Source organism: Spirosoma sp. 209, from assembly GCF_002006735.1.
In the GTDB taxonomy this organism is placed as follows: Bacteria; Bacteroidota; Bacteroidia; order Cytophagales; family Spirosomataceae; genus Spirosoma; species Spirosoma sordidisoli.
The window spans coordinates 269733-282093 of the sequence record NZ_MVEC01000004.1 but is presented as its reverse complement, the minus strand read 5'-3'; the positions used below and the strand labels follow the sequence as shown (position 1 = coordinate 282093).

Below are 12361 nucleotides of genomic sequence, written 5' to 3'. Positions count from 1 at the left end.
CGCAAAACTACTACGAATCCGGCAAATGGCCGGACCGGGCCGCTCAGCTTGGCCAGCCAGCATTTATTTGCTACTTTTGACCTATCTCGAACACGCCACCGTGGATGAAAAAAAAAGTATTAGTTACCGGCGCTGACGGTTTTATCGGCAGCCACCTGGTTGAAAAATTGCTGGACGAGGGGTACGCGGTGAAAGCCTTTGTGTATTACAACTCGTTCAACAGCTGGGGCTGGCTCGACACCCTCCCGAACGAAAAACTGCAGGACATCGAAATTTTTGCCGGCGACGTGCGCGACCCGAACGGCGTCCGGACCGCCATGAACGATGTCAGCATCGTCTTTCACCTGGCCGCGCTCATCGCTATCCCCTACAGCTACCACTCGCCCGATAGTTACGTCGATACCAACATAAAAGGTACGCTCAATATTCTCCAGGCCGCCCGCGACCTGGCCGTTGACAAGGTACTCGTCACCTCGACGTCGGAAGTGTACGGCACGGCCCTCTCGGTACCTATCGACGAAACCCACCCCCGGCAGGGACAGTCGCCCTACTCGGCCACTAAGATCGGCGCCGACTCGATGGCCGATGCGTATTTCCGCAGCTTCAACCTGCCCGTCGTTACGGTGCGGCCCTTCAACACCTACGGCCCCCGACAGTCGGCCCGGGCGGTTATTCCGACCATCATTACCCAGCTGCTCAGCGGCTACCGGGAGATAAAATTAGGCTCGCTCCACCCGACCCGTGATCTGGTATTCGTTAAAGATACGGTAAGCGGATTTGCGGAGATAGCCCGACACGATGCGCTGATCGGTCAGGAAGTGAATATTGCCACCAATACCGAGATCAGCATTGGCGACCTGGCCCACAAAATCATCGATCTGATGGGCGTTGAGGCCAGCATCCGCTCTGACGACCAGCGGCTACGCCCCGAAAAGAGCGAAGTAGAGCGGCTGCTCGGTTCCAACCAGAAGATTACGTCGACAACCGCCTGGCGCCCGCAGTATAGTTTCGACCAGGGCCTTCAGGAGACCATAGCGTGGTTCAGCAATCCGGAGAACCTTACACAGTATAAGGCGCATATCTATAATGTTTGACCTGTTTGTTCAGTTCGTCCGCGATACCTTCAACGACAGCGACGGTTTCATCCCCCTGCACGAGCCCCGCTTTACGGGGAATGAAAAGAAGTATGTCAACGACGCCATAGACTCCACCTTCGTGTCGTCGGTGGGGCAGTATGTGGATCGGTTCGAAGAGCAGATCCGCACTTATACCGGTTCGTCCTACGCCATCGCCACCGTGAACGGAACCGCAGCCCTGCACATGGCCCTGATTCTGGCGGGCGTTCAGCGCGACGATCTGGTCATTACCCAGCCGCTCTCGTTCGTGGCCACCAGCAACGCCATTGCCTATACCGGCGCAACGCCCTGCTTTGTCGATGTCGATCTCGACACGCTGAGCCTCAGCCCTGAGAAGTTAGCCGCCTTTCTGGACGCGCATACCGAGATCAGAGATGGCCATTGCTATCACCTGGCCAGCGGAAAACGCATAAGCGCCTGCGTACCGATGCATACGTTCGGCCATCCGGCCCGGATCGATGCCATCGTCAGGATTTGCGCTGCCCACCAAATCACCGTTGTCGAAGATGCCGCCGAGTCGCTGGGCAGCACCTACCAGGGGCAGCAAACCGGTACGTTCGGGCTGCTGGGCACCTACAGCTTCAACGGCAACAAAACCATTACCTGTGGCGGGGGCGGCATGATCGTTACCAACGATGAACAACTGGGCAGGCTGGGGAAACACCTGACCACCCAGGCCAAGGTACCGCACCCCTGGGAGTTTAACCACGACCAGACCGGCTATAACTACCGGCTGCCCAACCTGAACGCAGCCATGGCCTGTGCGCAGATGGAGCAGCTCGACGGCTTCATTGCCAACAAACAGCAGCTGGCCGGACTGTATGAGGCCTTTTTCCAGACAACTCCCTACCAGTTTGTGCAACAGCCGGCCAACAGCCAGTCTAATTTCTGGCTGAACGCCATTCTGCTGAGCAACCGGCAGGAGCGCGACGCATTTCTGGCCTACACCAACCGCAACGGCATTATGACCCGACCGGCCTGGACCCTGCTGCCCAGCCTGCCGATGCTGAGCCACTGCCCGCACGATGACCTGACCCACGCCCAGTACATCGAAGACCGGCTCGTCAATATTCCCAGCAGTGTACGACTGACATGAGCAAGCCACAACTGATACTGGTAGGGGGCGGTGGACACTGCAAATCGGTGATCGATGTCGTGGAAGCGTCCGGCCAGTTCAGCATTGCCGGCCTGGTCGATACCCATGATAAGCTGGGCACCACCCTCTCGGGTTACGCTGTTATCGCCACCGATGACGACATCGACGCGCTGGTTCGGGAGTACCGCTATTTTCTGGTGACGGTAGGCCAGATCAAGTCCAGTGCCCTGCGGTACCGGTTGTTTCAGCTTATCAAAAGCCAGGGCGGTCTGCTGCCAACGCTGGTTTCGCCCCGGGCTTATGTGTCGCCCCACGCCCAACTTGGCGAAGGCACGGTTGTTCATCATCAGGCGTTTGTGAACGCGGGTGCCCGAATCGGCGTAAATTGCATCATCAATACGGCTTCCCTGATCGAGCACGATGCCCAGATCGGCGATCACTGCCACGTATCGACGGCGGCCGTTGTCAATGGCGACGGTCGGGTGGGCGACCATTGTTTCATCGGCAGCCGGGCCGTGCTGTCGCATGGGGTTCACGTAGCGCCCAGCGGACTGATTGGCGCCGGGGCCGTGCTGTTGAGCCATACCGAAGCAGGAGGCTTGTACGCGGGCAATCCGGCGGTGCTGAAAAAACGAGTATCATGAGTAAGACACTGATCATCGCCGAAGCCGGCGTCAATCATAACGGCGATATAAACCTGGCGAAACAGCTGATCGACATCGCTGCCGACGCCGGGGCCGACATTGTAAAATTCCAGACCTTCAAGACCGAGAAACTGGTCAGCACATCGGCCCGCAAAGCCGATTATCAGGTCAATAACATGCCCGACGAGGCCGACAGCTCCCAGTTTGCCATGCTGAAAAAGCTGGAGCTGAGCCCGGCCGATCATCAGGAACTGATGGCCCACTGCCAGCTGCGCCATATTCAGTTTTTGTCCACGGCCTTCGATCTGGACAGTCTCGATTTTCTGGCGGGCCTGAACCTGACTATCTTCAAGATACCATCCGGCGAACTGACCAACCTGCCCTATCTGCGCCGGATCGGCAGCTACAACCGGCAGGTCATAGCCTCAACGGGCATGGCCACGATGGATGACATTTCGGCCATGCTGGATGTGCTCACCAGCGCCGGTACGGCCCGCGAGAACATTACGGTGCTGCACTGCAATACCGACTACCCGTCTCCTTTCCGGGATGTTAACCTGCGGGCTATGCAAACCATTGCCGACACGTTCGGGGTCGCGGTTGGCTATTCTGATCACACCCCCGGTATCGAGGTGCCCATTGCGGCCGTTGCCCTCGGCGCTACCGTCATCGAAAAGCATTTTACCCTCGACCGATCGCTGAAAGGGCCCGACCACCTGGCCTCCCTCGAACCGGACGAGCTGGCACAGATGATCCGGGCCATCCGCAATATCGAGGTAGCGCTGGGCGACGGTATCAAGCAACCGACCCCGTCGGAGCAGAAAAACCTGGTCGTTGCCCGAAAAAGCATTCATCTGGCCCGGCCACGGCTGGCGGGGCAGGTACTGACCGAAGACGACCTGATCATGAAACGGCCGGGCTCCGGAATCTCGCCCATGCAGCTGGATCAGGTGACGGGCCGTAGTCTGGGTGTCGATGTCGAAGCCGACCATCTCTTGCGCTGGGAGGATCTGGTATGAGAATCGGTGTGTTGACCAGCTCCCGGGCCGATTACAGCATCTACTACCCGCTGCTGATGGCCCTGGCCGAAGACCCGTTCTTCGACCTTGACATCCTTGCCTTCGGCACCCATCTGTCGGCCCGCCACGGCCATACGGTAGACCAGATCGTAGCGAATGGGTTTCCGGTAAAGCACCGGATCGACACCCTCCCGGCGGGTGACGCCCCGGCCGACATCAGCCACGCGATGGGCAGCGTTATGCAGGCGTTTTCGGCGCTGTGGCCGCAGGAAAACTACAATCTTGTCTTATGCCTGGGCGACCGGTTCGAGATGTTTGCCGCCGTGGCCAGCGCCGTACCGTTCAACCTGCCGGTGGCGCACATCCATGGGGGCGAAACCACCCTGGGCGCCATCGACAACGCATTTCGCCACGCCATTACGGTGATGTCGACCTATCACTTCGCCACCACCGATGCGTATAAAGCGCGGGTCATCGAACTGACCGGCTCGACCAAAAATGTGTATAATGTCGGCGCCCTGAGCATCGACAACCTCCGCCACCTGACCCTGCTGACCAAAGCCGAGTTTTTCGAGAAATTTGCCATTGACCTCGACCAGCCCTCGATCCTCATTACGTTTCATCCCGAAACGGTTTCGTTCGAGAAGAACAGGGAGCACGTAGCCGAGCTGATCGGGGCCCTCGGGCAGCTGTCGGCCTACCAGCTGATCATTACCATGCCCAATACCGACACCATGGGCAACTACGTTCGGGAGCACCTGCTGGCCTTCATCGACCGGCAGCCCAACGCGGTGGGTGTCGAATCATTCGGGACAATCGGCTACCTTTCGTGTATGAAATACTGCCGGTTTATGCTCGGCAACACCTCGAGTGGATTCGTGGAAGCCAGCTTTTTTCCGAAATACGTGATCAACCTGGGTAACCGGCAGGAAGGGCGGCTGATAACGCCCCATATTATCAACTGCGCCATCGAGGCCAGCCAGATCCTGGAAGCGGTACGGACCATCGAAAACGCCGGTCCGCCCGCGCCTGTCGACGCCTACGGCAACGGTACCACCGCGCAACAGATCGTTTCTATCTTAAAACAGATTCGTGGCAGACTACAGTAAACATATCGTTCAGCACGACGTACCCGTTACCCGGGCGCTGGAGCAGATCAGCAGCCTCGGCCAGTACCTCACGCTCTTCGTAACTGACCAAACCGGCAAACTGCTGGGTACCCTCACCGACGGCGACATCCGGCGCGGACTGATTGGCGGCAAGCCACTCAGCGAGCCCGTAAGCCGGTTTATGAATCCGAACTTCCGGTTCCTGCGCCACAATGAGTATGATACCGAAACCATCCGGCGCTTTCGGGCGCAGCTGCTGCAACTGATTCCGGAGCTGGACAGCGAAGGGCATATCGTCCGCATCGTCAACCTGGCTCAGACCAAAGCGCTTTTACCAGTCGACGCCGTCATCATGGCCGGCGGCAAGGGCGAGCGGCTGATGCCCCTGACGCGCGACACCCCCAAGCCCCTGCTGAAAGTCGGCGATAAACCCATCATCGAGCACAACATCGACCGGCTGACCCGCTACGGAATCAACCACATTCACATCACCACCCGCTACCTGGGCGACCAGCTGGAAGACTATTTCGGCGATGGCTCGGCCAAAGGCATACGCATTCAGTACACCCGCGAAGACGAACCCCTCGGCACCATCGGATCGATGCGCCTGACGGACAATTACCAGAACGACACCATTCTGCTGATGAACTCCGACCTGCTGACGAACATCGACTTCGAGGATTTCTACGAATCGTTTCGCCGGCAGAACGCCGACATGTCGGTAGCGACGGTGCCCTACCAGGTCAACATTCCCTATGCCGTTCTCGAAACGAATGAGGGAGCGATCCGGTCGCTCAAGGAAAAGCCGACCTACACTTACTACATCAACGCCGGTATCTACCTGATGAAACGCAGCCTGGTCGATCTGATTCCCGAGGGGGTCTATAACGCTACCGACCTGCTCGAGAAGCTCATAGCCGAGCAGCATACCGTTACCTACTTCCCGATGCTGGGCTACTGGCTCGACATTGGCCGCCACGAAGATTACCAGAAAGCCTGCGTCGACATCAACCACATTACGTTATGAAACCCCTGTTCCTGATTACGGCGCGGGGTGGGTCGAAAGGAATTCCCGGCAAAAACATCAGGCCATTTCTGGGGAAACCGCTCCTGTACTACGCCATCGATACGGCGCGGGCGCTGGCTCCGGATACCGATATCTGCCTCTCCACCGACGCCGACGAAATAATCCGGGCGGCAGAAGCCTACGGCTTGTCGGTCCCCTTCAAACGACCCGATCAGCTGGCTACCGACCAGTCGGGCAGTTATGAGGTGATGCGCCATGCGGTTGACTTTTACAAACAGCAGCACCGGCCGTACGATACGCTGGTGCTGCTACAGCCCACCTCCCCGTTCCGCACCGCCCAACACGTTCGGGACGCGATGGCGCTCTACGCCGAGGAGCTCGACATGGTGGTATCGGTAACGGAATCGGCCAGTAATCCGTATTACAACCTCTTCGAAGAACGCGCCGACGGGTTTCTCGAACGATCCAAAACGGGTAACTTCAGCCGTCGGCAGGACTGCCCGGCGGTTTATGCCTATAACGGCGCGGTGTACGTGATCAACCTGGCTTCGCTGGCCGAAAAACCCCTCAGCGAGTTCGATAAAGTCAGAAAATACGTCATGAGTCCCCACGATTCCGTCGATCTGGACACCCCGCTCGACTGGGCCTTTGCCGAATTTCTGGCTACGCATCGCTCCCTGACGGCCAACCCATGAACCAGCCCGTTACGGCTCCGTCGTGCTGGTTGGGCCACAGGTGGCAGTTCTCGACCGAAAGCCGTAAATTTGAGGTGCCAAGTCTGGCACGATGCGCGTGGCTGCGGGATGGTGTTACCAAAACCGATCGCCACACGTGCTTATCGGGCCCGGGCTGGCAAACCTGATTGACGCCTGCACAACCGGCCGGGCCCTGTTTCCCGATCTCCGGTTCTTCGTCATTCGTTTACTCGTTCAGTACGTGGGTATCATTAAACGGCAAACCATACAGAGTTCGATCTATTCCTACGCGGGGGTAGGCGTAGGTTTTTTAACGCAGGGCGTCTTTTTCCCAAACCTGTTCTCTACAGCCCAGATCGGCCTGATGGCGTTGCTCATTGCGATAGCTCAGGTGCTGGTTCAGGCCTCAAGTCTGGGGTTGAACAACGCCGGGGGCCGTTACTTTCCGTATTTCCGGAACATCGACCGGCAGCACAACGGCTACCTGATCATCAGCAGTCTGACCACGCTGGTCGGTTTTGGCCTCTGCACCCTCTTGCTGTGGCTGGGTAAACCCTGGGTCATTGCTCACTACGGTTCCCAGTCGCCCCTGTTCGTCGAATATTATTATCTGCTCATTCCGCTGACCTTTTTTACCGCCTATTTTGCCGTCTTCGACAACTACGCCAAACTGCTCTACGACCCCGTTACCGGTACGCTGCTCCAGCAGTTTGTACAGCGGGTGCTGGTGCTGGCAGCAGGCGGATTGTACTGGGCGGGCTGGCTTACCTTTAACCAGTTTATGGGCGTCTGGCTGATGGCCTTTTTTATCCCGACCCTGTTGATGATAGCGAGCGTGATGCGCGATGGCAACCTGTTCGCCAACCCCCGCTACGTAGCGGTCAGCCCGGACCTGCGCCGAAACCTCATCCGGTACGCCAGCCTGAGCCTGACCACGGCCCTGTCGACCCAGATCATCCAGACCATCGACAAAGGCATGATCAGCAATTCGCTGGGGCTCGACGCGACGGGGATCTACAGTACAGCCTCCTATTTTGCCGCCGTCATTGCCCTGCCCGCAACGGCGCTGTATAAAGTAGCCGCCACCCTCATCGCCGAATCCTGGAAAGCGAACGACCGCGCCAACATTCTGATGATCTACCGCAAAAGCTGCCTCAACCAGCTCATTGCCGGCTGTCTGGTCTTCGTGGGCGTAGCGGTCAACCTGCCCAGCCTGTTTACCATACTGCCGACAGGCTACAAAGCGGGTTATTTCGTTATTTTGTGGCTGGGACTCAGCAAACTCATCGACATGGCAACGGGCGTCAACGGCCTTATTTTGTCTACGTCGCGTTTCTATGCGCTCGACTCGGTGCTTTTTATCGGTTTGATTATCATCACTATCCTGGCCAACAACTACCTGATCCCCCGCTATGGCATCGACGGAGCCGCGATGGGTGCCGTGCTGGCCACGTTTCTGTACAATTTTGTCCGGACGCTGCTTGTCTGGATTGCGTTCCGGATGCAGCCTTTTTCGTGGCGCAACGGAGTCGTCATTCTCGTTGCCGGGCTGGTCTGGCTCATCAGCGAGCAGGTGCCGCATTATAGCGGATCAATCTGGCAGACCGGAACCGACGTACTGCTTCGGTCGGGTGCCGTTACCCTGCTTTTTGTGGGTCTTGTTGTTGTGTTGAAACTCTCGCCCGATGCCAGCGAACTCCTGACGGGTGCCTGGCAGCGGGTAAAAAAGCTACGGTCCTGACAGTCTGTAGCTCCCTGATCACGTTTGTGTTTACTAACCGCTCACCAGTAACGATGTGAGTTCATTGATGCGAAAACTTCTTATTAAGGTATTTGGCCTCGACACCCTGTATAAAGTACGAAAGTCGCCCGTTGTCAATTTTTTGCCCAGGCTGAAAATGGCCAGCGGGGTCTATAACTACCGCTACGGCCAGATTCTGCGCTGGAGCCTCCAGTCGCGGGAAGATACCAACTTCACTTATGAACTAAGCGAAGACAATCTGCTATATATGGCCCATACCGTTGCCGTAGTGGCCGACGTGTCGCCCAAACTGGTACAGCAGTACATCCGCGAAGCCCAGACCGACGAAGCCCTGCGTCAGCATATCCTCGAAAAAACCCGCACGTCCTCCTACCGGCGCGTGGCCGATCTGCGCGTCGAGTTCGGTCGGCGGCTGGGCTGGTATGCGCTGGTCCGGCTCCGTAAGCCGGAGGTCGTTATCGAAACGGGCGTTGACAAAGGGCTGGGGGCGGTGCTGCTCTGCGCGGCCCTGCTGCGGAACCGCGAAGAAGGTAAACCCGGCCGCTACTACGGCACCGACATCGCCACCAAAGCCGGCTACCTGCTCGACGGCCCCTACCGCGAGGTGGGCGAAGTACTCTACGGCGACTCCATCACGAGCCTGCGCGCGTTCAGTCAGCCCATCGACCTGTTTATCAACGACAGCGACCACTCGGCTACCTACGAAGAAGACGAGTATCGGGTCGTTCTGCCCAAGCTGAACCCGGGCGGCCTGCTGCTCAGCGACAACGCCCACGAAACAAGCGCCCTGGCCCGCCTGTCGCTGGAGGTAGGACGTAAGTTTGTCTTTTTCAAAGAGATTCCGAAAGACCACTGGTACCCCGGTGCGGGTATTGGCTTTTCGTATTAAAGAAGGCAATCAGAACGGGGTCGGGACCGATACAAACCTGCCCCCGCGCTGGCCCTTCCTGTCTTCCCCGCGCTTATGTGGCTCTTCAAATACCTGTTCACGAACCTGTACCGGGCCCTGCAATCGGCCAACGGACGTCGGCTATTGTGGCTCTTTTTCCGGTACGCCGGCCAGCCCCGTCACCGGTTGACTACCATCCCGTTTCTGCGTTACCGCTTTCAAGTGCCGGACCCGCTGTCATTTGTCTGGCAGTTCAAGGAAATCTTTGCCGATGAGTCGTACCGCTTCCTGACCGATGCGGCCAAACCCGTCATTTACGACTGCGGAGCCAACATCGGCACCAGCCTGGCTTATTTCCGCCAAACCTACCCGCAGGCCCGCATTGTGGCGTTTGAGGCCGATCCGGACATTGGGGCGGTGCTGGCGCGGAACCTCCAAACCAACGGCATAAACGAGGTTGAGGTCATCAACAAAGCCGTTTGGATACATGAGCAGGGGCTCGATTTTGGCAGTGGCGAAGCCGATGGCGCGTCCATGTTTTCGGAAACGGGTCGGCGGCTAGTTCCGTCGGTCCGGCTGCGGGACTACCTCCTGCGCGAAACCCGCATCGACATGCTCAAAATCGACATCGAAGGCGCTGAAACCGAGGTGCTGGTCGACTGTAGCGATGCGCTCGCGCACGTCAGAAACCTGTTCATCGAGTACCATGCCTACATCGGCCATCCGCAAACGCTGGGCCTCATCACGCGGCTGCTCGAGAACCAGGGCTTTCGGTATTACATCGACAGCAACCAGTCGCGGGTACGGCCGCTGGTCAACCATCGCTACCGGGGCAACGACCTGATGGACCTGCAGCTCAACATCTTTGCCTATCGTCCATGAATGTTGTCATCCTCAGCACCTATCAGCATTTTGGCGGGGCAGCCGTAGCCACCAGCCGGCTCCATCGGGCGCTGCTCAACCAGGGCGTTCAGGCTACCCTGCTCATCGGCACGTCGAACCGGCAGGAGAAACACCAGCCCGCCCCGGAGGTTGCCTTCCTGGCCAACAATTTCCTGGCCGAACAAACCGCCTTTGGCCGGTTCGTGGCCGAGCGGCTTTACTTTCTGCCGTTTGAACGCGACCCCTCCGTTCGTTTTCAGTTCTCGCCGGCCGTCTTTGGCGCGGATCTCGATTTCCACCCTGCTGTTCAGCAGGCCGATCTGCTGCACATTCACTGGAGCAGCTTCGGCTTTTTATCCCTAAGCGGGCTGCGGTCGCTGTTCAGCCTCGGCAAACCCGTTGTCTGGACGCTGCACGACCAGTGGGCCTTTACGGGAGGATGCCACTATACGGGGGGCTGCACCCACTTCATGACGCACTGCCACCATTGTCCGTATCTGAAAAAACCCGCCAGCAATGACCTGTCGGCCAGGCGGTTCGACCGGAAACAGTGGGCCTATACCAACGCTCCGCTGCATGTGGTACACCCGAGCCGGTGGCTGGCCGAACAGGCTGAAGGCAGTGCGTTGCTGGGCAGCTTCCCGCATCAGGTCATTCCTAATACGCTCGATCAGCAGGTCTTCGCGCCAGCGACTTCCCCACGGGACGGAGGTCAGCCCCAGCGGCTGTTGTTCGGCAGTGCCAACGTAACCGACACCCGCAAAGGATTCAGGTATTTTGCCGAAGCCCTGACCCTCCTGCACCAGCAACATCCCGAACTTACGCCCGAGATCCTGGTCTTCGGCAAAGGACGCTCGTACCTCTTCAACGAACTACCCTACCCGATCCGGCAACTGGGCCTCCTGACCAGCGAAGCCGACATCGTGGCTGCTTACAACGCAGCCGACGCCATGGTTGTCCCGTCGCTGGAAGATAATCTGCCCAATACAATCGTTGAAGCGATGTCCTGCGGAACCCCCGTGGTCGGCTTCCGCACGGGCGGCATCCCCGAGATGATCGACCACCGGCAAAATGGCTACCTGGCCGCTACCGGTTCAGCGCAGGAACTAGCCGACGGGCTGGCGTACGTACTTACCCATCCAGATCCGGCCGCTCTCCGGAATCAGGCCCGCCAGTCGGCCGAGGCCCGGTTTTCGGAAGATGTCGTTGCCGGCCAGCATATCGATCTGTATCAATCGTTACTGAGCGCACCAGCTAACCGATAGCGGAGAACGCCCCTTCTGATCATGCCGCCAACCGTCTCCATCATTACGATCACCTACAACGCCGGCCAGTTTCTGGAGCGTACGATCCGGAGCGTCATGGCGTACACCACCTCCGAGGTTGAGTACATCATCATTGACGGAGCCTCGACCGACCGCACGCTGGACATCATCCGACAGTACGAAGCTCACGTAACGAGCTGGATTTCGGAGCCCGACCGCGGGCTGTACGATGCCATGAACAAAGGCCTTCACCGGGCGCAGGGCAAATACGTCTGGTTCATGAACGCAGGCGATGAACTCCACGACCCCGATACCCTGCCCAGGCTGCTTAGCCTCATGCAGACAAACCCGGCGGATGTGTATTACAGCGACGCCCTGTTCGTTGAGGACACGGGCGGCCAGGGGGCCAGCGTTCCTATTGGTCTGCGCAGCGTGGTGACGCCCCATGCGCTGCCCGTTTCGCTGACCTGGCGCGATATGGCGCTGGGGATGAAAGTATGCCATCAGGCGTTTGTGGCCCGCCGGTCCATCGCGCCGGACTATATACTCGGCAACCTCAGCGCCGACCTCGACTGGGAAATTCGTTGTCTGAAGGCGGCCCGGCGTATTGAGTTCGTTCCTTTTGTCCTGTGTCGTTATCTGGTTGGCGGTTTGTCGGTACAGCAACACCGGCGGTCGCTGATCGACCGCTTCAGGGTCCTGGTCACTCATTTCGGCTGGGGATCGACGCTGTTCAATCACGGCCGAATTGTCTGGCGGGCCCTGAATCGACCCGGTAAAGGCCTGGGTAGTTAACCAAAAGGAAATCAATAGAGTAGTCATGCAGCCCCGTTGCTC

At 58.4% G+C, this 12361-nt stretch carries 12 protein-coding genes; all 12 read left to right on the top strand.

Translation table 11 applies throughout. The annotated features are described in order from the left end of the window. The first annotated feature begins 104 nt into the window (after positions 1-104). Positions 105-1094 carry an NAD-dependent 4,6-dehydratase LegB gene (locus tag B1C80_RS08985; protein ID WP_077920737.1) on the top strand — a complete coding sequence of 330 codons (990 nt, stop codon included), beginning with the start codon at positions 105-107 and terminating at the stop codon, positions 1092-1094. Beyond that, positions 1087-2232, top strand: coding sequence for a LegC family aminotransferase (locus B1C80_RS08980; RefSeq protein ID WP_077920736.1), 1146 nt, complete (start codon positions 1087-1089; stop codon positions 2230-2232). Before B1C80_RS08985 ends, B1C80_RS08980 begins: the two co-directional genes overlap by 8 nt. Next, on the top strand, positions 2229-2876 hold the full coding sequence (locus B1C80_RS08975; RefSeq protein WP_077920735.1) for an acetyltransferase: 648 nt from the start codon (positions 2229-2231) through the stop codon (positions 2874-2876). The genes B1C80_RS08980 and B1C80_RS08975 overlap by 4 nt, the downstream gene beginning before the upstream one ends. Next, positions 2873-3895 (top strand): N-acetylneuraminate synthase, encoded by a 1023-nt coding sequence (gene neuB, locus B1C80_RS08970; RefSeq protein WP_077920734.1) that lies wholly within the window; start codon positions 2873-2875, stop codon positions 3893-3895. The genes B1C80_RS08975 and neuB overlap by 4 nt, the downstream gene beginning before the upstream one ends. Positions 3896-3903: 8 nt before the next feature. Beyond that, entirely contained in the window at positions 3904-5004 is a 1101-nt protein-coding gene (gene neuC / locus B1C80_RS08965; protein ID WP_236648695.1) for a UDP-N-acetylglucosamine 2-epimerase, read from the top strand. Next, a complete protein-coding gene (locus tag B1C80_RS08960) occupies positions 4988-6031 on the top strand; it encodes a nucleotidyltransferase family protein (protein WP_077920732.1) in 1044 nt (347 codons plus the stop codon). Before neuC ends, B1C80_RS08960 begins: the two co-directional genes overlap by 17 nt. Next, positions 6028-6726: a cytidylyltransferase domain-containing protein gene (locus tag B1C80_RS08955; protein WP_077920731.1), complete on the top strand. Its 699-nt coding sequence runs from the start codon at positions 6028-6030 to the stop codon at positions 6724-6726. Before B1C80_RS08960 ends, B1C80_RS08955 begins: the two co-directional genes overlap by 4 nt. Positions 6727-6862: 136 nt before the next feature. Then, positions 6863-8467 carry a lipopolysaccharide biosynthesis protein gene (locus tag B1C80_RS08950; protein ID WP_369822685.1) on the top strand — a complete coding sequence of 535 codons (1605 nt, stop codon included), beginning with the start codon at positions 6863-6865 and terminating at the stop codon, positions 8465-8467. A 67-nt stretch (positions 8468-8534) separates the two neighbouring features. Continuing rightward, the gene (locus B1C80_RS08945) at positions 8535-9377 is read left to right on the top strand and encodes a class I SAM-dependent methyltransferase (RefSeq protein WP_077920730.1); all 843 of its coding nucleotides are present in this window, start codon (positions 8535-8537) and stop codon (positions 9375-9377) included. A 75-nt stretch (positions 9378-9452) separates the two neighbouring features. Then, positions 9453-10259 (top strand): FkbM family methyltransferase, encoded by an 807-nt coding sequence (locus B1C80_RS08940; RefSeq protein WP_077920729.1) that lies wholly within the window; start codon positions 9453-9455, stop codon positions 10257-10259. Continuing rightward, positions 10256-11524: a glycosyltransferase family 4 protein gene (locus tag B1C80_RS08935; protein WP_077920728.1), complete on the top strand. Its 1269-nt coding sequence runs from the start codon at positions 10256-10258 to the stop codon at positions 11522-11524. Before B1C80_RS08940 ends, B1C80_RS08935 begins: the two co-directional genes overlap by 4 nt. 21 nt (positions 11525-11545) lie before the next feature. Further along, positions 11546-12319, top strand: a complete 774-nt coding sequence (locus tag B1C80_RS08930) for a glycosyltransferase family 2 protein (RefSeq protein ID WP_077920727.1) — start codon at positions 11546-11548, stop codon at positions 12317-12319. Positions 12320-12361: the final 42 nt, after the last annotated feature.